The organism is Alteromonas sp. I10, assembly GCF_003201515.1.
In the GTDB taxonomy this organism is placed as follows: domain Bacteria; phylum Pseudomonadota; class Gammaproteobacteria; order Enterobacterales; family Alteromonadaceae; genus Alteromonas; species Alteromonas macleodii.
This window is the reverse complement of the sequence record NZ_QJJN01000006.1, coordinates 18,006-42,032: the sequence shown is the minus strand read 5'-3', so window position 1 is coordinate 42,032 and position 24,027 is coordinate 18,006. Positions and strand designations below refer to the sequence as shown.

The 24,027-nt window shown below is 45.3% G+C and carries 18 protein-coding genes; 15 read left to right on the top strand and 3 right to left on the bottom strand.

What is annotated here, in order from left to right:
* Positions 1-11 precede the first annotated feature (11 nt).
* The 12 genes from cheD (BZA03_RS12605) to BZA03_RS12550 all read left to right on the top strand — a co-directional run bounded on the left by cheD (BZA03_RS12605) (position 12) and on the right by BZA03_RS12550 (position 14,529).
* Positions 12-641 carry a chemoreceptor glutamine deamidase CheD gene (cheD, locus tag BZA03_RS12605; protein ID WP_014947938.1) on the top strand — a complete coding sequence of 210 codons (630 nt, stop codon included), beginning with the start codon at positions 12-14 and terminating at the stop codon, positions 639-641.
* The gene (locus tag BZA03_RS12600) at positions 616-1,662 is read left to right on the top strand and encodes a chemotaxis response regulator protein-glutamate methylesterase (protein WP_014947939.1); all 1,047 of its coding nucleotides are present in this window, start codon (positions 616-618) and stop codon (positions 1,660-1,662) included. The genes cheD (BZA03_RS12605) and BZA03_RS12600 overlap by 26 nt, the downstream gene beginning before the upstream one ends.
* Positions 1,663-1,863: 201 nt before the next feature.
* Entirely contained in the window at positions 1,864-3,075 is a 1,212-nt protein-coding gene (locus BZA03_RS12595) for a methyl-accepting chemotaxis protein (protein WP_110288971.1), read from the top strand.
* Between the two features lie 66 nt (positions 3,076-3,141).
* A complete protein-coding gene (locus BZA03_RS12590) occupies positions 3,142-3,507 on the top strand; it encodes a response regulator (protein ID WP_014947941.1) in 366 nt (121 codons plus the stop codon).
* A gap of 36 nt (positions 3,508-3,543) precedes the next feature.
* On the top strand, positions 3,544-5,505 hold the full coding sequence (locus BZA03_RS12585) for a chemotaxis protein CheA (RefSeq protein ID WP_110288970.1): 1,962 nt from the start codon (positions 3,544-3,546) through the stop codon (positions 5,503-5,505).
* Positions 5,502-6,005: a chemotaxis protein CheW gene (locus BZA03_RS12580; protein ID WP_014947943.1), complete on the top strand. Its 504-nt coding sequence runs from the start codon at positions 5,502-5,504 to the stop codon at positions 6,003-6,005. Before BZA03_RS12585 ends, BZA03_RS12580 begins: the two co-directional genes overlap by 4 nt.
* A 4-nt stretch (positions 6,006-6,009) precedes the next feature.
* Positions 6,010-8,316 carry a methyl-accepting chemotaxis protein gene (locus BZA03_RS12575; RefSeq protein WP_014947944.1) on the top strand — a complete coding sequence of 769 codons (2,307 nt, stop codon included), beginning with the start codon at positions 6,010-6,012 and terminating at the stop codon, positions 8,314-8,316.
* A gap of 103 nt (positions 8,317-8,419) precedes the next feature.
* Complete coding sequence (locus tag BZA03_RS20660; protein ID WP_110288969.1) at positions 8,420-11,329, top strand: methyl-accepting chemotaxis protein; 2,910 nt, start codon at positions 8,420-8,422, stop codon at positions 11,327-11,329.
* Entirely contained in the window at positions 11,329-12,162 is an 834-nt protein-coding gene (locus tag BZA03_RS12565) for a CheR family methyltransferase (protein WP_061439173.1), read from the top strand. Before BZA03_RS20660 ends, BZA03_RS12565 begins: the two co-directional genes overlap by 1 nt.
* 8 nt (positions 12,163-12,170) lie before the next feature.
* Complete coding sequence (gene cheD, locus BZA03_RS12560) at positions 12,171-12,788, top strand: chemoreceptor glutamine deamidase CheD (protein WP_110288968.1); 618 nt, start codon at positions 12,171-12,173, stop codon at positions 12,786-12,788.
* A 2-nt stretch (positions 12,789-12,790) separates the two neighbouring features.
* The gene (locus BZA03_RS12555) at positions 12,791-13,837 is read left to right on the top strand and encodes a chemotaxis response regulator protein-glutamate methylesterase (RefSeq protein ID WP_014947948.1); all 1,047 of its coding nucleotides are present in this window, start codon (positions 12,791-12,793) and stop codon (positions 13,835-13,837) included.
* Positions 13,838-14,268: 431 nt separating this feature from the next.
* Complete coding sequence (locus tag BZA03_RS12550) at positions 14,269-14,529, top strand: hypothetical protein (protein ID WP_014947949.1); 261 nt, start codon at positions 14,269-14,271, stop codon at positions 14,527-14,529.
* Positions 14,530-14,662: 133 nt separating this feature from the next.
* Here the strand turns inward: BZA03_RS12550 and BZA03_RS12545 are convergent, their stop codons facing one another.
* Together BZA03_RS12545 and BZA03_RS12540 are read right to left on the bottom strand one after the other, a co-directional pair.
* Positions 14,663-15,334, bottom strand: a complete 672-nt coding sequence (locus tag BZA03_RS12545) for a haloacid dehalogenase type II (protein WP_110288967.1) — start codon at positions 15,332-15,334, stop codon at positions 14,663-14,665.
* A gap of 280 nt (positions 15,335-15,614) precedes the next feature.
* The gene (locus BZA03_RS12540) at positions 15,615-17,873 is read right to left on the bottom strand and encodes a TonB-dependent receptor (protein WP_110288966.1); all 2,259 of its coding nucleotides are present in this window, start codon (positions 17,871-17,873) and stop codon (positions 15,615-15,617) included.
* Between the two features lie 306 nt (positions 17,874-18,179).
* Here BZA03_RS12540 and BZA03_RS12535 point away from each other — a divergent pair, with 306 nt between their 5' ends.
* The 3 genes from BZA03_RS12535 to BZA03_RS12525 all read left to right on the top strand — a co-directional run bounded on the left by BZA03_RS12535 (position 18,180) and on the right by BZA03_RS12525 (position 22,146).
* Positions 18,180-19,214, top strand: a complete 1,035-nt coding sequence (locus tag BZA03_RS12535; protein WP_110288965.1) for a LacI family DNA-binding transcriptional regulator — start codon at positions 18,180-18,182, stop codon at positions 19,212-19,214.
* Between the two features lie 167 nt (positions 19,215-19,381).
* Positions 19,382-20,620 carry a sugar MFS transporter gene (locus tag BZA03_RS12530; protein WP_258364640.1) on the top strand — a complete coding sequence of 413 codons (1,239 nt, stop codon included), beginning with the start codon at positions 19,382-19,384 and terminating at the stop codon, positions 20,618-20,620.
* A gap of 2 nt (positions 20,621-20,622) precedes the next feature.
* The gene (locus tag BZA03_RS12525) at positions 20,623-22,146 is read left to right on the top strand and encodes a trehalase family glycosidase (protein WP_101563323.1); all 1,524 of its coding nucleotides are present in this window, start codon (positions 20,623-20,625) and stop codon (positions 22,144-22,146) included.
* Between the two features lie 70 nt (positions 22,147-22,216).
* On the opposite strand, the gene BZA03_RS12520 is transcribed toward BZA03_RS12525, so the two are convergent.
* Positions 22,217-24,016: a GGDEF domain-containing protein gene (locus tag BZA03_RS12520; RefSeq protein ID WP_110288963.1), complete on the bottom strand. Its 1,800-nt coding sequence runs from the start codon at positions 24,014-24,016 to the stop codon at positions 22,217-22,219.
* Between the last annotated feature and the right edge of the window lie 11 nt (positions 24,017-24,027).

Below are 24,027 nucleotides of genomic sequence, written 5' to 3'. Positions count from 1 at the left end.
GAATTTGCAGTATGAGTCAGGACGAAAATCCCATTAGATACTTTGATAACCGCCTTCAAAAAGAAGCCGTTAAACTTTTGCCGGGTCAGTACTATGCCACTGCTTCAGACAAAGCGCTGGTAACCATTCTTGGTTCTTGCGTAGCAGCGTGTATTTTCGATCAAGAAAAGAAGATTGGCGGTATGAATCACTTTATGTTGCCCGACCTCAACTTCACCACCAATCTCGACGCTTGCCTTGCCACAAAGTACGGTGTACACGCCATGAACATGTTGATCGATCAGCTTGTACACCTTGGCGCACGGCGAAATAAGTTGATGGCCAAAGCATTCGGAGGAGGAAAGGTGCTTCCTGGGTTTGTGCAGCAAGACATTGGACGAGTAAACGCTGAATTTGTCTTGGAGTATTTGGATGACGCGAACATACCGTTAATAAGTAGTGATTTAATGTCCACTTATGCTCGCAAAATTTATTACTTTCCTGCCGACGGTAATGTTTATATGAAGCGTATTCGAGAGTTTAACAATGCTACCCTCTACGAGCGCGAATCTACCCACCGGGTTCTACTTTCTGAACAAGCTAAGACGGGTGTAATCTCATTTTCGGAACAGTCACATGCCTATAAAAGTCCTCGTAGTTGATGACTCTGCGTTAATCCGCCAAATTCTTTCAGAAATAGTAACCCGTGATCCAGGTTTAACGCTTGTGGGTGCGGCGCCGGATGCTTATGCGGCGAAGCGAATGGTGCAAGAGTTCAGGCCTGACGTTATTACTCTGGACATTGAAATGCCGAAGGTAGACGGGTTACGTTTTTTAGAAGTAATGATGAAGGCGATGCCGACCCCAGTTGTGATGATATCTACGCTGACTGAAAGAGGTGCCGACGCAACACTGCGTGCGCTCGAACTAGGCGCTGTGGATTTTATGGCAAAGCCAAAGCTCGGCGTAGCGCAAGGTATGGCTGAATATGCGGCGGTTATTGTTGAAAAGATAAAAGCAGCAGCGCATTCGAGGTTAGGCCAACCTACGCAAACACGCTGCACAAAACATGCTTCTATGCGCTACACAGGAACCGAAAAGTTAATTGGTATAGGCGCATCAACTGGGGGAACCGAAGCAATAAAAGACGTTATTATGCATTTTCCCCGCAATGCACCGGCCACCATTATTTCCCAACACATGCCTCCAGGGTTCACAACCACCTACGCCAAGCGGCTCGATAGCCTTTGTGAAATAACCGTGAGAGAAGCGCACGGAGGGGAGCGTTTATTGCCTGGATTTGCGTACTTGGCACCAGGTAATAAACATTTAAAAGTAGAGCGTAGCGGCGCTGACTATCGTTTAACCCTTGATGATGGCCCCAAGGTATCGGGACACAAGCCCTCCGTTGATGTGATGTTTGACTCGCTGGCTGAGCATGCTGGCGCAAACGCGGTGGGTGTGCTGCTTACAGGCATGGGACGGGATGGAGCAAAAGGCCTTAAGAGTATGCACACAAAAGGCTCTGTTACGTTTTGTCAGGATGAAAAAACCTGCGTTGTTTACGGTATGCCTAAAGTGGCTGTAGAAATGAAAGCCGCGAGTTTTATCAAGCCGTTAGAAGATATCTCAGATGCAATTCTAGATACGCTTGAAGCATTGGGCGCGGGCTCGCGCCTTTAATCTTAATGCAATGCCCACAGTGCTGAACTATTGAAGCTTTTTAGTCTAGCGCAATGCTGATGATTGGGTGTCACAAATGTCACTAAAGTAATAAGTTAACAAAAATATTCAAAAGTATAATTGTTGAAGCTGGAAACTTGACCATAATTTGATTGTGTTTTGTACATCCGTTAACGCGGTAGTAACAATTGAGGTGGGATTGTGGTCGCCATTGCAGCAAATTATCTGGATAACTTTTTCTCTAATAAGAGCAACGCGTTTATTATCGCGTTTCTTATGATGTTGGCGAGTTGGAGTCTGGCTTTCACCTCGATAGCGCACTTGGGGCTTGCTATCAGCTCTGTTTGCGTTTTATTTTTGCTTTTCGTACTTCTTAAAGTGACAAAGGGTAATCAGGACCCTGCAGCCAATAGCACAAGCAGGCCATCACAAGATTTTTCATATTCAAACACAAACTCGTTAGCCAATGACTCTATGGGTGTTGCTGTATCTGAAGCAAGCAGCATATTGACGATCACCTCATCAAACCTGGCCGACATATTCTCAACACAAAATGACGCGGTTGCCACATTAAGCGACTCGTTTATTTCGCTACAAACCCTTCTAGGCCAACAAGAAACTAGCATCAATAATCTTCTGACAGATGATGACGACAGCGACTGTGCCTATGCTGATAAAATGCGGACATTTGCTTCTGATACTGACATCACACTAACGCAATTTATCGCCTCAACAACTGAAATGACCGAGTCTACAAGGGCGTTAGAAACCCAAGTACAAACCATTCAGCAGGCCATGCCTACTGTCATTGAGGCGTTAAGTGGTATTGATGATATTTCTTCGCAGACCAATCTTTTGGCGCTAAACGCTGCCATTGAAGCAGCGCGCGCTGGTGAAGCAGGACGCGGTTTTGCTGTTGTTGCCGATGAGGTCCGTGCGCTATCTACCCGCTCTACACAGTTTAGCGACGTTATAAAAACGCAAATAGAAAACATCAAATCGCTCATCGATAAACTAACGGAAACTGCAGAAGTGGTTGCTTCTCAGGACATTTCTCACGTGGTCAACGCGAAAGACGCCATTAGCGAGCAGCTAAAAGGCATTATCAAAAAAGCCGAAGCCGACATAGAGGGCGCAAGTGAGCTTGAAGCTATTCGCCAACAACTTGCAGACTCAACTGCTGCCGCTATTCGCGGCTTACAATTTGGCGATATAAACGGTCAAAACCTTACCTACACCCGCGAGATTATTGATTTCATCGTGTTGCAGCTTTCAGAACTAAGCCCTGAGTCTGCGACAAAAGTGAAAGACAACCTAGCTAACTACCAGATTTCGTTGACGGAAAAAGGGCAAGCAGATCACAACCCTGTTTCGTCAACGTCAATGGACGCAGGTGACGTAGAACTTTTTTAACAGCAAAAATAAATAGTTACACAACGATGTGTGATTAACCCTGACATTTTTATAGGTGATTGAGTTATGAGTAAAAGCATACTGATTGTGGACGACTCTGTGTCCATCCGCCAGATGGTAGAAATGACCCTTAAGTCAGCGAACTACAACGTTACTACTGCACAAGACGGCCAAGATGCGTTGGACAAATGCCAAGGCGCGCGTTTCGACTTCGTGCTTACCGATCAAAACATGCCTCGCATGGACGGATTAACGCTTATCAAATCGCTCAGAGGTTTAGCGAACTTCAAGTCGACGCCAATTGTCATGTTGACCACTGAAGCCGGTGATGACATGAAAGCAAAAGGCAAAGCCGCGGGAGCAACCGGATGGATGGTGAAACCTTTCGACCCCAATAAGTTACTTGATGTGATGAAGCGCGTTCTAGGTTAAGAGAGTCGGTTTGAATAGGGTAAGTGGGAGTCAGTCATGACCATTGATGTAAACCAATTTCACGGTGTGTTTTTTGACGAGAGTGATGAGCATCTCCAAGATATGGAGCAGTTGCTCATGACCTTGGATGTGGATGCGCCCGACCCCGAAGAGCTGAACAGTATCTTTAGAGCGGCGCACTCTATCAAAGGCGGCAGTGGGATTTTCGGGTTCGATGCACTAATGAATCTGACTCACGTAATGGAGAATTTGCTCGATAAAGCCCGAAACCAGGAAATTCAGGTTACGGCAGACATCGTCGACGTATTTTTGCAAACCCTTGATGTATTGAAAGACACCTTATCGGCGTATAAAGAACAAACAGATCTTCCCCAAGAACAAATTGATGCAAGCATAAAAGTCCTTGAAGATACCCTCGCAAGTGCGTCAGGACAAATGCCACAAAACGCAGAAGAAACATGTGATCAAACTGCTCAAGGTGAAGCTAATACAGACAACGAGATTGATGGATTTGGATTCTTTGATGAAGACGAGACTGGATCTCAAGAAACCAATTTAGCAAGTTCTCAAAGTCAAAATATCTCAGATGACATTGAAGGCTTCGGACTTTTCGAAGATGAAGCAGCATCAGAAGAGACGCAGGCTAAAGGTGAAGCGAATACCAAGGTCGGCATAGCTGATGAGGGCTTTGGCTTTTTCGAACCCGACACCCTTCCTGTAAAAACAGACGCTACTGAAACTTCTTCGCAACAAGTTACACCAAAACAACCTATTGTGAAGCCCGTTAAAACCAAGCCAAAAGCAGCGACGAAAGAGGCAGCATCAATTCGTGTCGATACCACAAAAATCGATGCGATGGTTAATCTGGTCGGCGAACTCGTGATTACTCAATCCATGCTTTCAAACGTGGGGCAGGAAGTTGAAGGGCAAGTCGGAGAGCGCCTACAGCTTGCTATAGACGAGTTGCAGCGCAATACCCGTGAAATTCAAGAATCAGTCATGTCTATGCGCATGTTGCCGGTAAATATGACGTTTAACCGCTTCCCTCGTGTGGTACGTGATTTGTCTTCGAAGCTAGGCAAAAAAGTGGATTTGGTGATTCAAGGTGGTAACACCGAAATAGATAAGAGCCTTATCGAAAAACTGGTGGACCCGCTTACGCATTTAGTGAGGAACAGTATCGATCACGGTATAGAAAGTCCTGAAAAACGCCTTGAAGCTGGCAAAGCCGAAAACGGCACAGTTATCTTAAGTGCAGAGCAGAAAGGTAGCAGTATCATCATTGGTATTATCGACGATGGAGCCGGTTTAAACAAAGCACGCATTGTAGAGAAAGCCACACAAAACGGCCTCACGGTTACGCCAGATATGCCCGACAGTGAAATTTGGCAGCTTATCTTTCAAGCGGGCTTTTCGACTGCTGCAGAAGTTACTGATGTGTCGGGCAGAGGTGTCGGCATGGATGTGGTTCGCAGAAACATCGAGTCTATTGGCGGGCGCATTGAAATTGAATCATCGCAGGGTGAAGGCTCTGCGTTTTATATCCACTTACCACTCACGCTCGCTATCGTAGACGGCATGTGTGTATCGGTTGGCGATCAAATTTTCGTTATCCCACTACTTAACGTTATCGAATCATTTCAACCCACATCATCTCAAGTGAAAACCCTTGGCAATGACAAAGTACTGTGGATTAGAGACCAGTACTGGCCGCTGGTGTCACTTACTCAACTTATGCAGGTAGACGACGGCATCACTGAGCCAACCAAAGGCATCGTCGTGCTACTAGAAAGCAGTAAGAAGCGCTATGGCGTGCTGGTGGATTCGCTTGTGGGTCAACAACAAGTCGTAATTAAGAGCCTTGAGCAACATTACAAAAAAGTAGCAGGGATCGCAGGTGCAACCATTATGGGGGATGGCAAGGTAGCCATGATTTTGGATGCAGACTCGGTGGCTACTAACTGTACAAATGTTCCAAATGAAGAGGTTTCACTATGAGCGAAGCAGCCTTACAACAAGCCGTTAGCGCATCGAAAGAGAACGAATTCTTAAGTTTTGTCTTGGGTGAGGAGCACTATGCCCTTGATATCACAACCGTGAAGGAAATTCGTGGTTACGAGCAGGTTACCAAAATTGCCAATGCGCCAAACTTCATTAAAGGCGTGATAAACCTTCGTGGCGACATTGTACCTATCGTCGACTTACGCATTAAGTTCAACGTAGGTGAAGCCACTTATAACGATTTTACTATCGTCATTATGCTTAACGTTCACGAGCGGATCGTTGGCATTGTGGTAGATGGCGTGTCTGACGTCATTCGCCTTTCCGAAGAAGACATGCTGCCGCCACCAGAGTTCGGTGTGGCGTTCGATAGCAAGTACCTTCACGGACTGGCCGATGTCGATGAGCACATGGTTATTTTAGTCAATATTGAAAGCTTAATTACAAGTAACGAATTGGGTTTAGTTGAAACAAAAGCACAAGTGGTAGAGGGCTGAGAAAATGGGAATTATGACGTGGTTAGAAGACTTCACAAAAGCAACGGACGTTAACCAAGCATTAAGAAACAAACAGGCACTTGATGCTACAACCTGTTGCATCATGATGGCCGATGCAGACAGAAATATTATCTATGCTAATCAGTCTGTAAAGTCGCTGCTTAAAGAAAACGAGAAGAAACTTCAGGCTGTACTCCCCAGTTTTTCTGCTGACAACTTGGAAGGTCAAAACATCGACCAGTTTCATCGTAATCCTTCGCATCAGCGCAATATCCTTGCTGAATTGAAATCGACAATGACCTCTACGATTAGCATTGGCGACTTAAACTTCAAACTCACCCTTACGCCGTTTTTCGACCAAGAGAATAACAATATAGGCACCATGGTTGAATGGGTTGATCAGTCAGAATTACTCATTAAAAGCACGATGCTTAATGTGTTGAATAATGCCCAGGCTGTTATCGAATTTAACGCCGATGGTGTTATCCAAAACGCGAACGACAATTTTCTTAATGCGCTTGGCTACAGCCTCAATGAAATTGTTGGCAACCATCACAAAATGTTTTGTGACGCACAATACATTCGCTCAGAAGAGTACGCCCAATTTTGGCGCGACCTCAAAGAGGGCAAGTCACAAAACGGCGAGTTTTGTCGATTCGACAAAATGGGGAAAGAGATTTGGATCCAAGCCACCTACAACCCGGTTTTCGATGGCGAAGGTAAAGTTATTCGCGTTGTGAAATTCGCCACCGACATCACTGCATCTAAGTTACGCAATGCCTATTTCGAAGGACAAATAGACGCAATAAACAAAGCGCAGGCCGTTATTGAATTTGACCTTGAGGGCAAAATTTTAAACGCCAACGAGAATTTCACAAACACGGTTGGCTACAGCCTGGATGAAATTAAAGGCAAGCATCACAGTATGTTTGTGGAAGATGAGTATAAGCGCAGTGTTGAGTACAGTCAGTTTTGGGAACAGTTGCGCCAAGGCGTGCAGTTCACTGACGAATTTAAGCGCGTGGGCAAAGGTGGGAAAGAAGTTTGGATCCAAGCGTCTTATAACCCTATTTTGGATCAAAACGGTAGACCTCACCGTGTGGTGAAATATGCCATTGATATTACTGGTAGAAAACAGGCCATTAGCGATATCAAAACCGCCATGAATGAATTGGTTCAGGGTAATTTAGATTGTCGCATTGAGCATGAGTTCGAGGGTGAATTTAAAGAGCTTGGCACGTCAATAAACCGCTTTATCGACGATATGCGTCGCATTATCGGTTCTATCAGTGATGTGATGACCCGCTTATCTGGCGGTGATTTAACGGCAGAGCTTGATGAACAGTTCGAGGGTGAATTCCAAGTACTAGGCGATGCTATCAATCAATTCGTTAGTGAAATGTCTGGCACTATCGGTTCAATTTACCAAGCAGTAGAGACAATCAATACGGCCTCGTCTGAAATTGCCACGGGGAATTCAGACCTATCAAGTCGTACCGAACAGCAGGCGTCTAGTCTTGAAGAAACGGCGTCGAGCATGGAAGAGCTTACCGGTACCGTCAAGCTCAACGCTGAAAATGCGGAACAAGCCAATAGCTTAGCGTCTCAGAGCTGTGAAATCGCGTCGCGGGGCGGTGAGCTAATCCGTCAGGTTGTGGACACCATGTCGTCTATCAACGAGTCTGCGCAGGAAATTTCAGACATCATCGGCGTAATCGACGGCATCGCATTCCAAACTAATATTCTGGCATTAAACGCTGCCGTAGAAGCTGCACGAGCAGGTGAGCAAGGCCGTGGCTTTGCGGTAGTTGCGTCAGAGGTACGAAGCCTGGCTCAGCGTTCTGCCGAAGCAGCAAAAGAAATCAAAGAGCTTATATCAGACTCGGTAAGCAAGATTGATGGCGGTAACAAACTCGTCAATCAGTCAGGCGACACCATGGAAGAAGTGGTGACTTCCATTAAGCGAGTTAACGACATTATGTCGGAAATTGCAGCGGCGAGTTCTGAGCAAGCTTCTGGAATTGAAGAGGTAAGTAAAGCCGTTGTGCAAATGGATGAAATGACGCAACAAAATGCAGCGCTGGTGGAAGAGGCTGCGGCTGCCGCAGAAAGTTTGCAGCAGCAAGCGGGAAGTTTATCTGAACGCGTATCAGCATTTAACATTGGTGATAAAGCGACGGTCAGTGAAGAAAAGCCAATAAAGGTTGCATCAGTAAACAAGAATAAACACGTTGCACCGGTTACAGCAATTAAAACGCAAAAGAAACTGGCTCCAAAAGTACCAAGCAGTGACGATTGGGAGTCGTTCTAAAAAAGCGAAGGCGAATTCTTGAAAAGGAATTCGCCTTTTATATTACACGGCATTTAGTTTGACGCTTTTAGAACAGAGCGTCGCAAATCAGGTGGATGGAATAATGGGCGTATTTAATATATTTCATAATGAAGAGTTAGTAGCGGCACAAAGTCTTTCACGCTTTCAAGAGCAAGCGCTAAGCGAAAGTACCGCATGTTTGATGTTGGTCGATGCCGAGGGAACGATCACCTTCGCTAACAAAGCATTTTATGCTTTAGCCAACGAGCACCAAACGCAGTTCGAGCGTGTTTTACCAGGCATTAATTTTCAAGGCCTGACGGGCTCTACTATGGCCGCGTTTTTCGCCAACAATAGCGACCTGAATTTGCGTTACAAAAGCTGTGATAGCAGCGATACCTTTTTACTGCCTGTGGGCGACTTACTCTTTACCCTTAAGTTATCTACCATTAAAAGTGTTGAAGGCGACAAGCTCGGCACTATGGTGGAATGGCTTAATGATCAGGAGCTGCAATATAAAACAGGTTTATTGGCAGGGTTAGATCGTTGCCAAGCCATTATTTCCTTTACGCCGGAGGGAATAGTAGAAGACGCCAATGAAAACTTTTTGAAGGTTACAGGCTATTCGAAAGAAGACATTGTTGGTAAGCATCATCGCCTTTTTGTATTGCCAGACTACAGCGTGTCTGAAGAATATAAATCATTCTGGGAATCGCTGCGAAACGGTGAGCACAGCAGCGGTGAATATTGCCGCGTAGCGAAAAACGGCGACAAAGTATGGATTCAAGCCTCTTACAACCCTATCTATGACAAGCTCGGAAATATTGTTCGTGTAGTAAAATTTGCTACCGATGTAACGGAGCAAAAACGCAAAAATGCAGACTACGAAGGCCAAATCAATGCCATCGACAAGTCCCTTGCTGTGATTGAGTTCGACCTTGAAGGCGTTATTCAAAACGCCAACGCAAACTTCTGCGCAACAACGGGATATGAGCTGAACGAAATCAAAGGTCAGCATCATAGTATGTTTGTTGAACCCAACTATAAAATGAGCCCTGAGTATGCAGCGTTCTGGCGTGACTTAAAGAAAGGTGAGTTTAAGTCAGGCGAATTCAAACGGGTAAAAAAAGATGGCAGTGAGCTTTGGATCCAAGCGTCTTATAACCCTATTTTTGACGAGTTCGGCCAGCCAATAAAAGTGGTGAAATATGCCTCTGATGTGACTGAACAAAAGCTGCAAAATGCGTTTAATACTGGGCAGATAGATGCGATAAGTAAATCGCAAGCGGTGATCGAGTTTGATACAAAAGGCAATATTCTCGTAGCCAACGATAACTTTCTGGCAACGGTTGGCTATTCCCTAGATGAAATTGAGGGCAAACACCACCGCATTTTTGTCACTAAACAAGAGCGAGAATCTGAACAGTACCAATCGTTTTGGAAAAAACTGGCAGAAGGCCAATTTTACTCGGGTGAATTTCACAGAATTGCGAAAGACGGCTCAGATATTTGGATTCAAGCGACCTACAATCCTATTTTAGACATGAGTGGGAATGTAGTTAAAGTGGTGAAGTACGCCAGTAATATCACCGAACAGAAAGTTAAAAATGCCTACTTTGAAGGGCAGTTAGCTGCAATAGGAAAGTCTCAGGCCGTCATAGAGTTCAATATGGATGGCATTATTCAGCACGCCAATGAAAACTTTCTAACTACGGTGGGCTACACCTTAGATGAAATCAAAGGTAAGCATCACAGCATGTTCGTCGACCCTGCTCACCGAGCTAGCCCTGAATACGCGGCGTTTTGGGATGCGCTACGCAGCGGCACTTTTTCTTCAGGTGAATATCGTCGATTAGGTAAAAACGGCAAAGAGATATTTATTCAAGCCACGTATAACCCTATTTTAGACCACAACGGTAAGCCTTTCCGTGTAGTTAAGTTTGCTACCGATATTACGGGTAGAACCCAAGCTGTTGATGAAATTAAACACGTAATGACCAAGCTGACTGAGGGCGACTTAACGGTCAACATTGAACATGCTTTAGACGGTGACTTTGCTGTGTTGGGCGAGGCCATTAATCAGTTCATCAACGAAATGCGAGGCACCATCACAAGTATTAACGAAGCAGTAGAAACCATTAATGTGGCGTCGGGTGAGATTGCAACGGGAAATGCTGACTTATCAAGCCGCACCGAGCAGCAGGCATCCAGCCTGGAAGAAACTGCATCGAGTATGGAAGAGCTAACGGGAACCGTAAAACTCAACGCAGAAAATGCAGAGCAAGCGAATGGCTTAGCGGCACAGGCGAGTAAAATTGCTTCAGAAGGGGGGCAGGTTATAGGTGAAGTGGTGAAAACCATGACCCAAATCAACGACTCGGCACAAGAGATCTCTGACATTATTGGTGTTATAGACGGCATCGCTTTTCAAACTAATATTCTTGCTTTAAACGCAGCTGTTGAAGCTGCTCGCGCGGGCGAACAGGGGCGAGGCTTTGCGGTAGTTGCTTCAGAGGTAAGAAACTTAGCTCAGCGCTCAGCCGAAGCTGCTAAAGACATCAAAGAACTGATTTCCGACTCTGTTACTAAAATAGCCAGCGGTAACGAGCTGGTTGTGAAATCGGGTGATACCATGGCTGAGGTAGTAACTTCCATTAAGCGCGTAAACGATATTATGTCTGAAATTGCCGCTGCGTCTGCCGAGCAAGCGGCGGGCATTGAAGAGGTGAGTAAAGCGGTCATTCAAATGGATGAAATGACCCAACAAAATGCAGCACTGGTAGAAGAGGCTGCCGCCGCCGCGGACAGTTTGAAACAGCAGTCGTTGCAACTTAATGAACGGGTATCGGTATTTGAAGTTGGAAAGGGCTTGTCAATGGAGCAAAAGCACATCGCTGCGCTCTCTCACACCGACTTCAAGCAGCCACGCGTAGCCTCAGTGATTAACAACGCGCCTCAAGCACAAGCACTGAAACCCGCTCTGCCTGATGAAGCCGAGTGGGAGTCGTTCTAATGACAACGGTTCTTTCATCACGCGATAGCACTCGGGAGTTCGCCTTTGAAAAGGCGGACTTCCACAAAGTGCAAAACATGCTTTTCAAAAAAGCAGGTATAAAGTTGTCAGACGCTAAAGAAGCGATGGTATACAGCAGATTGGCTCGGCGTATCAGAGCCCTTCAGCTCACAAGCTTTAACGATTATCTAGGCGTAGTTGATAAGTCTGAACCTGAGCTAGAGCAGTTTATCAATGCATTGACGACCAATCTTACGTCGTTTTTTCGCGAGCCACACCACTTCACTGCACTGGCCGAGCACTTAAAACAACATCCAGAAGTAACCACTATCTGGTGTGCTGCCAGCTCAACCGGAGAAGAGCCTTACTCTATTGCCATGGTCGTCGCAGAGGCGTTTGGAAGCTTCAAAACGCCTGTGAAAATCATTGCATCAGACATAGACAGTAAGGTACTGCAAAAAGCCAAAGCGGGTATTTATCCTTTAGCATCGATCGCGAAAATACCCATCCAAAGACAAAAACAATTCTTCCATAAAGGTAAAGGTGCAAACGAGGGAAAAGTGAAAGTAGTGGATGAGTTAAGACACATGGTGCAGTTCAAAAAACTCAATCTTACCGATGCAAAGTGGGATGTAAAAGGTCCACTCGATATCATTTTTTGTCGAAACGTAATGATTTACTTCGACAAGCCCACGCAATTAAACGTGTTACAAAGAATGGTGGGTATGTTAAAGCCTGCAGGACTTTATATGGCAGGGCATTCTGAAAACTTCAATATGTGTACTAATCTTGTGAGACCGGTAGGTAAAACTATATATCGCCCGGTTCATTAGGAGCACGTGTGGAATCTTGTAATTTCGAAGTACCTATTAGCTATTACGACAAACGTTTTTCTATCGACGCAGTAAAGCTATTACCTGGACAATACTTCGTAACAACACAAGATAAAATGCTGGTGACTGTGTTGGGGTCTTGTGTGGCGGCATGTCTATACGACCCTGAAACGGGCATTGGCGGCATGAATCACTTTATGTTGCCTACAGTAAATAAAACTGCCAGTGAGTTCGAAAAAACACAAGGTATGGCTGCCAAATACGGCGTGCATGCCATGGAAATTCTTATCAACGACTTAGTGAAAGCCGGTGCCGATAAAGCCCGAATAAAAGCAAAAGTGTTTGGTGGTGGAAAAGTGGTGCCGTCCTTCGTGCAGCACGATGTTGGGAAGTTCAACGCAGAATTCGTAACAGACTTTTTAAGCACGGAAGGCATACCGATATTGGCCAGTGACTTATGTGATGTTTACGCGCGCAAGGTTTACTTTTTTCCAAGCAACGGCAATGTCTTTATGAAGCGAATTCACGAGCTTAATAACGCCACTATTATTGAAAGAGAAAGTCAGCATCGGTGGGAACTGTCAAGACGTGCACCTACCGGTAGCGTAGATATCTTCGAGGACTAACAATGACGATAAAAGTTTTGGTGGTAGATGACTCGGCACTAATCCGGCAAATTCTAAGTGAAATTATAAAAAGTGAGCCAGACATGGCATTAGTGGGTGCTGCTCCCGATGCTTTCGTGGCAAAAAAGCTGGTTCTAGAAAAGTCGCCAGATGTTATTACGCTTGATATAGAAATGCCTAAAGTGGACGGATTACGCTTTCTAGAAGTATTGATGAATGCGAGGCCAACGCCCGTAGTCATGATTTCTACGCTAACCGAAAAAGGCGCTGATGCCACGCTGAGGTCCTTGGAGTTAGGAGCTATCGACTTTGTTGCAAAGCCCAAAATAGGTGTGGCGCAAGGCATGGCAGACTATCACCAGTTGATTGTTGAGAAAATACGTACGGCTGCGCGCTCTAAAGTAAAAAAATCAGCGCCTTCGAAAGTGTCTACCGTGAGCAAAGTCAATTATTCGGGCACTGAGAAAATCATTGCAATTGGTGCCTCGACCGGAGGGACAGAAGCCATAAAAGAGGTGTTACGTACCTTTCCGGCGAACGCTCCTGCCACCGTGATCACACAACACATGCCAGCAGGGTTTACTTCGACTTACGCTAAACGACTAGATGCCGTGTGCCAAATGCAGGTCAAAGAAGCGAAAGGCGGAGAACGTTTACTACCAGGCCAGGCCTACCTTGCACCTGGCGATAAACACATGGAAATTGAAAGAAGCGGGGCTGATTACCGGATTAGATTGACCGATGGCGCGCGCGTATCGGGTCACAAGCCCTCGGTGGATGTGTTATTTAATTCTATCTGTAAAAGTGCTGGTAGCAATGCGTTAGGCGTTTTACTTACGGGCATGGGTAGCGACGGCGCAAGCGGCCTTCACGAAATGTTTAACGCGGGCTGCGAAACATTTTGTCAGGACGAAGCTAGTTGTATAGTTTTTGGTATGCCCAAAGTAGCCATAGAAAAGGGCGCCGCTAAGCGCGTAATAAGCCTAGATGATATGGGCAGAAGTGTTATGCAAACCGTAGAAAAGCTCTCGGCAGGTAGTCGCTTGTAAGTATAGTGAGTAAATACTTACAGAATGCAATTTCTGTCCTAAAACCTGTAAAAGGATTGTTATAACTTTTCTTGTTCCAGAAAAGCTAAGGTGTTTTAATAGCAACGCTTAATAGTGAGTAATGCTGCTGCAGAATGCTGTTGCTGTAGCCGATACTATGGATAGGCTCACTATTTAGTGCGTAAAAATATAAAAATCGATACGTAAGTGGAATGGTAAGGTAAATCATTGTCGACATAATAATATAAAAGACAATGGCTTATGTGCGTTAGCAAGAACAAGGTAGGCAAAGTTTTATTACTGCGTATGTTTTGTAGTACCTAACTAGAATAAAAGGCCTGCTATATTCCTTACAGATTTGAGAGCAAATATATGCTCATTCTTACGGTATGACACTAACCCGGGATTATAACGAGTAGTTGGGGACTCTTATGAAACAGCAAACGCTTATAGCAGTATCAGCTTTAATGTTTTCTTCTTCTGTTTTGGCTAATGGCGGCTTTGAACCGAATAAGAAAGCATGCGTGAACGTCGGAAAAGAAATCACTCGCGTAAGCACTGAAATGGACGCAGCTAAGTCAGGTATTCAGAAGTCATGGCTTAAGCGTCAATTAAGCGCACTAGAAACGAAACGCAATTCTTGCAGCACACAAGGTTTTAAGCCAAACCAGCCCGAGCTAGCAAAAGTTTAATTGTTTTGTATTTCGATTTGAAAAAAGTCTTACTTCGGTAAGACTTTTTTGTTTGCGCCTAACTATTTTGCAACTACGCTAGATTTATAGTGGTCAGGCACAGCGAGGTCGTTGTGCCCTCACACAGAACACGTTACGAACTTATCATTTCGATAAGCGCAGTAAGCGAAGCAATGCTGTGATCGGGAGCAATACCTAACGGGTACATCATTTTCCCCGAGCGCTCTACGAATGCGGTTTGCATACCTGTCGCCTTAGCACCACTTACATCCCAACCATGAGCCGCCACCATCATGGCATCTTCGTTCTTTACGTTAGCCTGCTGACAGGCCCAGTGATAAACCGCAGCATGTGGTTTATAGGTACGTATACTTTCTACACTTAATACATGGGAAAAATAGGGCTTAATATTGGCAAACTCAAGCTGTGCGTCTAGTCCGGATTTAGAAGAGTTTGAAAGCGCGACCAAGGTTACACCAGCGCTTTGAAGCGCCTTTAATGTAGGAACAACATCGTCGTGCGCTGGCAATCGGGTAATATGCTGTTTGATGGTATCTTTTGCGGTAGCCTCATCAACAGAAATATCCTTACTGTGAGCTACCATGGTAAGTGCTGCGGCTCCAATATCAATGAAATCGTGAAACTGTCCAGACGCAACATCCACTAAACTGTGATGCAATAGGTTAGCAAACCATAAGTCTACCAGTGTCTCATCGCCGTTTAGCACCGACGCTAAACCTGTTTTTATGGCCTGCATGTCTAGTAGTGTTTCATTAATATCGAAGAAAATAACCTTTGGCGTCACGATTCACCTTCCTATAGTTGATGATAGTAAACGGTACGTTTCGTTTTTAGCTTGTTCGTTGCTTATACCACTGTAAAACATAATTGGTTTTGCTAAAGCACATTACGACCAATGTCGATGAATTAACGCTGACAGGATATAAGAAGAATCTAACAAGAAAGGGGTGCAAGAAAAGGCAGCAATAGCCTCATAAACCTTGAACGAAATATATTGAGAGAAACGAACAACAAAAAGCCGGCACTAAGGCCGGCTTTATTTTTAGGTGTTGCGCTTTTTGTTCTTAGAAGAACAAGTAAGAAACGCTAAGCTTCATGCTACGAGGCATAATGTAGCGGCCGTTTGGTGAATCTGGATTACGCGGGTCACCCTCGGTAATACCTTGTTCGTCAGTCAGGTTATCAACAGAGAACTGAAGACGAAGTGATTCAGTTGGCTCTAGCGTTAGACCTACATCAATCTTCTCGTATCCCTCTAGTACAACTGTGTTTTCGTTGTTACCAAAGCGATCATCAACCGCTGATAATGTACCGTATACCGTGGCATACATATCGCCGATATCGAAGCCGTAGCTTGGTGTTACACGTACTTGCCAACCAGGCTGACGCTGAGATTCATTGCCTTCGTTATTGGCGCTGGCAGTAATTTCAGTTTCCTGAATAGTTCCGTTCACGCTCAACGAGAAGCCTGAATCGTGGCTATAGCGACCGTCAAGTTCTATACCGTAAGCTTCGTTGGTAAGAATTTCAGCCGGTGCGCCTGGACGGCGTACAAACGTATCGCCTTTTACTTCGTTTGCGAATGCAGTCGCAAAGAACTGGATGCTGTCATTCATGAACTTATAGCCAAGCTCGCCTTGAGTAACTTCTTGAATCAAGTCGTTACCGCCAGTGAAGGCACCCCAGTTGTCTCTGAAGTCGTCGAAGTAAGGCATTTTATAGCCTCGGTTCATACGAACAAATACACCGCTGGTGTCATTAAGCGCGTAGTTTGCGCCCACTGTCCACGACGTTTTGGTTTCGTCGTACTCAAGCGCTTTAGTTATTTTGCCGTCAAGATCTTCATCTACCGAATAGTTCACTTCGTGATTTTCACGGCGTAGCCCTAAGTCGATGCTCAGGTCTGTGGTTGCGTACCACGTACCCGTTGCATAAAGTGCGAACGTGCTTGCATCACCTACTGAGCTGATGTCGTAGTTCCAATCGCAGCCTTGTGCGTCGGTGTTACATTCGATCCCGTCTAGCAATTCGCCGCCTGGCTGCAACACGTGGTAAGCCGTGTTACCAATGCTCCACCAGTCATTAGCTTTGGTTGATGCACTGTAAATACCAAATGATGTATCGAAGTCTTCCCAGCTTTTCGACACAGCAAGGTCGTTAGTGAAAGCTTCAATATCTTTAAGTACTACCCAACGGCCGATTTGCTGAATAGGCGTATCACCGTCATACACTGTGCCAGTTACTGCGCCAGTGGCTGATTCGCCATTGTCGGCAACATTTGCTACGGTAGTTGCAGAACCATTCGGTACAAGACCAAAAGTATTGGCTTCACCTTTGGTAAGGTTAAAGCGGTCAACTAGCTGCCAGTCGTTGCCTAAGTCAAGCTTAATGCTACCGCCACTTACGTGACCGTCCCATCCACGACCTTCGCCAAAGTCGAATGACTCAGTGGTATCATTAGGGCCATACGTAATGGTGCCTTGGCGATTCAATGGACCAATTTGCGTATAGTTTGCGTCGATACCTTCAACGTTTAAAGGTGTAGGTAAGTACCAAGTACCGCGATCGTCAGTTTGACGGGTATAAAGGTTAAGCTCGCCTTTTTCGAAAACTTTAGTGATGTTTACGGTGAACTGGTTACCCTGCTCAGAGTTAAAGCCGGCATCACGAATACCTTCTGAGCTCTTAATGTAGCCACCTACCATGTAGTACAAGTCGTCATCTAGTGCGCCGCTTGCAACCACGTCAATGCGGTTTAGGCCGTAGTCAGAGATAGTGTACTTCGCTGACGCTTCTGTCGACTCGCCACCACGTTTGAGGCGGAAGTTTGTTGTAAGGCCTGGTTGACCGTTGCTTACTACTGGGTTTGGACCACCGCGTAAACCTTCAACCATTTCAATGGTATCGTCTATGCGAAACAGCTGAGAGTTCTCAAGGAAAGATAGCGTAGGTGCAGGGTAGATAGGAGAGTTCTCAAGCGCAATCGTTAAGAACGGCGCATCGCCACCACCTGGAAAACCACGCACAAATACGTTCGCGCCAGACTCACCGCCTGAGCTTTCAACCCAAACACCTGGAATGGCCTTAAACAAATCGGCCGTAGACTTAGGTGCCAATTTTTCAATGTCGCTAGCGTCGATGTTGGTTACCGCGAAGCTTGCGTCAATCTTTCTAATCCCTGCGCCGCCTGGCGTACCGCTGACAACAATGCTCTCTGCGTTGTCTTTCGCTTGTTGTTTTACGTCTTCTTGTGCCATGGCAGGCTGCGTTAGTGCTACCGCTACTGCACTCGCCAGCATTCCTTTTGTAAACAACGTTTTCATGGTGTGTGCTCCCGAAAATGTTCTATTGCGTTGTTAACTGAATGCGTTAAACAGGTTTAAAAATTGTTATACGCATCACGATTGCGAAACAAAATAGATCTGTTTGCAAACGATTGCAAGAATAAAATGCAATCGTTTGCAAATTTTTTGTTTATTGTTGTTAACATGGTTTTACGCCAAGACGATTCGCGCTATATTGTGAATTCGGCTGTAGAGTCGACGATTTATCCGGTTTAGGTAGCGGTTTTAGGCTTTTATTTTGTAGTGCTATCACGGGTAACCCGGTATACCGAAAATTATTAGAGAATGGTCACATTGGTTTCTGAAACAAAACTCACCTTAGCGAAGCTGGCTGATATTGCTGGTGTATCAACATCGACAGCATCACGGGCACTGAAAGACAACCCGCTTATTAAGCAGGAAACCCGAAACAGAATTCAGGCACTAGCTAAAGAGCACAATTTTAGTATTAACGCGGCCGCTAGCCGCTTAAGAACACAGAAAACTCACGTGATAGCGGTGATTTTAAATCTAATCGACAACACCGAACAAAGCACTACAGACCCATTCCTGCTTAAGCTGGTGGGAGAGATAAATCAGGCGCTAAATGCCAAAGGCTACGAGCTACTGCTGTCTAATTCATTTATGGCATCTGACGATTGGGCGAACTACTTTATTCGCAGCCAGCGCGCCGACGGCATTATTGTCATTGGGCAAGGCAAATCCACGGCCAAAATCGACCGTGCAGCACAGTCGGGCATTCCCATTGTCGTGTGGGGCGATGCAAAAACAGACGCGCCATATCCCATTATCGGCGGCGACAACTATTTGGGTGGCTATACGGCAACCCAGCATTTGCTGAGCCACGGCGCCAAACGCATCTTGTTTCTTGGAGACTCTGAACACGCGGAAATGCAGGAACGTCACAAGGGATATTCGCAAGCCCACCGCGATGCGAATGTGCCAATAGACACGCAGTGCACCTGCGCCATCGATATTACGTCGAAAGCAGCATACCAATACATTAACGAGCGTATAAAGGCGAATGGGTTAGATTTCGACGGGATCGTTTGTGTAAGTGATATGGTGGCATTAGGCGCGTTAAAAGCGTTAAAAGAGCGCTATGTAGGTATTCCAAGTGATGTAGGCATTGTGGGTTACGACGATATTTCTTTAGCTGAACTTATGCACCCGTCGTTAACAACGGTGCGTCAGAATACTCAGCAAGCCGCAATAGAGATGGTTACGCAGCTATTAAACCAGTTTGAAAACAAACCAACAGAAAGCCAGGTAGTGGAAACAACCTTAATTGCCCGTCGCTCTACGCAGCACAGCGACTAATATTTCGCTTTTTTATCAGCTTTTTACCGCATAAACGCTATTATTCAACGGTAACAGGGTGTCGATATTAAGCTCTAACGAAAAAATAATAGCGTTTTGCAAACGTTTGCATTTTTATTTTCTTACGACTACACTCCTGCATAATTCAGTTAACAGAGTGTTTACACATGTCCCGATTCATGGTCATTGCAGCCATTGCCATTAGCTACTACGTATTTGCCATACTACTTAACAGTGTGGGTACTGTTATTCTGCAATCGATCAATAGCTTCGACATTAGTAAGCCAGAAGCAAGCACACTAGAAGGCTTTAAAGATCTTTCTATTGCTATTGTCTCGTTCCTAGTGGCCAGCTTCATTCCAAGAGTTGGCTACAAGCTTTCAATGTTACTTGGGTTAGCATTAGTGGCCGTTGCCTGTGCGCTGACGCCTTCTATCGCAAGTTTCTGGTTCATTAAAGTGTTGTTTGCCTGCATAGGTACTGCATTTGCGCTAGTGAAAGTGTCGGTGTACGGCATTATTGGTCAGCTGTCGTCTACCACTAAAGCGCACTCATCGTTAATGAACACTATTGAAGGTATTTTTATGTTGGGCGTGTTGTCTGGCTACTGGGTGTTCGCTGGGTTTATCGACCCCAATAACGATGCTTCTTTATCTTGGCTGAATGTTTACTACTTACTAGCTGCGCTGGTTGGTTTTACGTTAATCGTTGTGGCATTGGCTCCTATAAAGCCTGTGGAAAAAGCGCAATCAGAAGGCCTTGCAAGCGAGTTCTTCAGCATGCTGAAATTGGCCTATAAGCCGTTAGTGCTGGTGTTTATCTTCTCTATTTTCTTATACGTGTTAATAGAGCAGGGCATAGGTTCGTGGCTGCCAACTTTTAACAAAGAGGTGCTGGGCTTACCTACTCAAGTCAGCATTCAAATAACCAGTATCTTTGCGATAGCGCTGGCCGTTGGGCGCTTAACTGCGGGCGCAGTACTTACGCGAATGAACTGGTATCCCTTCTTAAATATCTGTTTGGCGGGTATGGCTACGGTAATGCTACTAAGCTTACCGCTTGCCGAAAACGTGGCTGACAGCACAATAGCCAGCTGGGCTGACGCACCAATAGCTGCGTTTCTTATTCCATTAATTGGATTGATGATGGCGCCTATTTACCCCGTATTAAACTCGGTAATGCTAAGCGCGCTCCCTCAACATCAACATGCACCTATGACAGGGCTAATTGTTGTATTTTCGGCTCTTGGGGGAACCACAGGTTCTATCGTGACTGGATTTATTTTCGACGCAGTAGGGGGCCAACAAGCATTTTATCTATCGCTTATTCCAATCGGTGCATTAGTGGTAACCCTATTCTTCTTTAAACGAGCGTCTTCTTCTCTATCGCCTAAAGGTGCGCAGTAACTATGAGTTCTTCTTCACACAACTGGCGCGACAGCTTGTCGTTTTTTGCCAGCGACCTATTTAAACATGTGCAAATGGCACAGCTATTCCCAGACAGCAAAACCTTCGCTGACGCTATTGTTAAAACCGATCTCAACACCGTTTTAGCGGCTTATGAACAAGCGTGTTTAGATGCTGAGAAAAGCGGCGAAGCAGTAGACTTAGCTACGTTTGTTAATACCCATTTCGATATTCCAGAAATGATTAGCGCAACATCGCAAACCAAGTTTGAAAATGTAGCCGATTATATTGAGCATATGTGGCAGGTGCTAACGCGTACCCCCGACACTGAGCAGAAAGACAGCTTAATAGCGCTTACCCGCCCATACATAGTGCCGGGTGGACGCTTTCGCGAAATCTATTACTGGGATACATATTTTACCGCGTTAGGTCTAATTGACGCGGGGCGCACCGACATGGCAATTAACATGTTGGTGAACTTTGTAGATATTTTAAATGAAGTAGGCTGCATTCCTAATGGCAACCGCGCCTATTATTACTCTCGCAGTCAGCCTCCTATTTTGGCGTTGTTTTATAATTTGCTTAAAGACGCACTAAGCGACCAGCAAAAAGAATACGTTATCTGGGGCTTGAAGAAAGAATACCAGTTTTGGATGAATGAAGCGGGCGAGAACGCGTCACAGAAGGGCGCAGCACAACTGCGCACGGTTACCATGCCGTGTGGTGCTACACTTAATCGTTACTTCGACACCGAGCCTACGCCTCGCCCTGAGTCTTATCGAGAAGACATAGAAACAGCAGAGCACATAGGCGCTGACAAAAGTCAGTTTTACCAGCATGTTCGCGCGGCTTGCGAATCGGGTTGGGACTTTAGTTCGCGCTGGCTAGCTAATCCCAATTCACTAGCAAGTATTCGTACAACTGAAATTATTCCCGTAGATTTAAATGCGCTTTTAGTAACGCTTGAACAGACTCTGGCAAGCGTGACTAAAGGTGCCGAGCAAGCGCGCTACAGTGCGGCATCTACAGCGCGAATTAACGCAATAAACACCTATTTGTTTAATGCTGAAAAGGCGGGCTATTTTGACTATCACTTCCCCACACAAACTCAAACCGATGTAGTGTCAGCGGCTATGTGTGTGCCGTTGTTCGTTGGTATCGCAAATGAACAACAGGCAGAGGGAGTGCGGGCTGCGGTAATGAACACCTTGTTAAAAGAAGGTGGCGTGGTAACCACTTCAAACGCGACGTCGCAACAATGGGATGCGCCAAATGGCTGGGCACCGCTTCAACTGTTTGCCGTTGAAGGGCTGCGCAACTATGGGTTTGAAATGCAGGCTCAAACCATCATGCTACGCTTTTGTAAAACCATTGAGCGTCACTTTGCATCAAGCGGTGTGCTACTTGAAAAGTACAATGTGTGCGAACCGGAAATAAAAGCAGGTGGCGGTGAATATGACGTACAGCTAGGTTTCGGGTGGACCAATGGCGTGTATACCCGTTTTCAGACATATCTGAACCAGTAAACACGCTTCGGTTAAAACAAAAACGCGCGGTACCGTAACAACGGGCCGCGCGTTTTTGGTTGTGTAGATATTAATTGTTGCCTGAGCGGTTACCCATATCAATCGACATGGCAATATCATCGAGTATGTCGTTTAGTCCCGTAATTTTCTCGTTAGCGATAAATACGCTCATCTGCGACTCAACCACAATATGGTCGGAAGTCGCATCGTTTTCAAAGGTATTGTCTAACGCGTTCTGTACGCGGTCGAAAAACTGTCGCGCACTTCGTTCTTCAATATTGTGCAGACATAAAATAAACTGCTCGGTACCAAATCGCCCTAAAATATCGTTACCGCGGGTAACATTTTGAAGAGTTTGTGCAATTTGTCGTAATACTAAATCACCTTTTGTTGACCCCATTTTCCGCGTTATTTCACGCAGGTTGCTAATGTCGAAGATCGCAATGGCAATGGCTCGGCCTTTTTTCGGCGCATCAAGCTTGTTAATGCGGGCTATCGCCGAATTCGCATTAAGCAGCAGAGTAACGGGATCGATGGCTTTGCGCGCAAGGTGTTTTCTACGAAGTACGTAGCCAGTAATACCGCTTACCAGAAGAAAAATAATGATAGCGGTATACAGTGTGTTCTTTCGTTGCTGTTCCGCTTGTTCAATCGCAGATTCCAAATCATAAATGCGGGTATACAAGTTAGCAGCACCAATAATTAAGGCCGAGTCTTGAGTAACTTCACGGCGCTTAGTCACTTCTTTAGAATAAATCTCGTGCGCTTCTTTCGCCTTAGCTAAGTCCTGCAATGCGATATACATGGATACGTTGAAGCTAAGGTAATCCAAATTTGAACGAAAGACCGGCGGTATCGCGTCATCATTTAACGCTTCAATACCTGATATATACTGCTTAATACAGGTGAGATCGTTGTCATGTAAGCAAATCTCAGCTTTGTGCCAGTTAACAAGAAGCTCGCCAAACGAACTCGAGATGTTCGAAGACGCTTTTTCTAAATCGGGAAGGGTGTAGGTAAGTCGGTTGTAGTTTTGTGTTTTTCTATAGTAAATAGACAGTGCATACTGATACAAGAAGTTGGTTAGCGGTGTGTCTATTTCGCTATTGAGTACACCTAGTTCTAGAATGCTTTGGTAGGCGCGCTCAGTTTGACCGCTGCTTAGCAATGACACAATGGCGCTGATAAGAATACTTACCTTATTACTGCCTTCATATACAAGCAAGCCCATTTCATGTGCTTTTAGATATTGCTCTGCTGCTAAGGCATGTTGCTCTAAATCGCCATATAGTAAACCAATTGCGTTGTGAATATGCGCTAACTCACCGGGGCTGCCGTCGTCTGAATAACGCTTAAGCACACCAAACATCTTACCTAATCTTATTTCAGGTGAAGTGGTTTCTGAACAGTAGTTAATAAGGCCTAAAGAAGAGCTGGTAAAGATATCGCTGTGGCGCTCGGGCGATGATAGTTCTTGGGCTTGTTGGTAGTACTTACAGCGTGCTGGGTTTTCTCTGGCGTCATAAGAAAAGCCAATTTGATAAATAGCCGATGCAAATGCATAAGAGCTTTGATCAATATTGCTTTGCATAATGGCTTTAAGCAGCATAGTTTCAGCTTCTTCGTACTTGCCACGGCAAATTAGAAACTGCCCTTTGGCTACGGTTAAGGCAAAACGTTGTTGTGATGTAAGCGACTCAAGAGCAAGTGTGTTTTCAAGTTCTGGAAGTAGAGACTGATTAGGGCAATCATACGAAGGCGTGCGTACCTTTTCGATAACGGCATCGATGTTGTCGTTTGCCAACGCGGCAAAAGAAGCTAGCGCAACGCTCAAAAAAGAGAATACTGTTAAAGATAACCTTTGAAACATGAGAAATAACG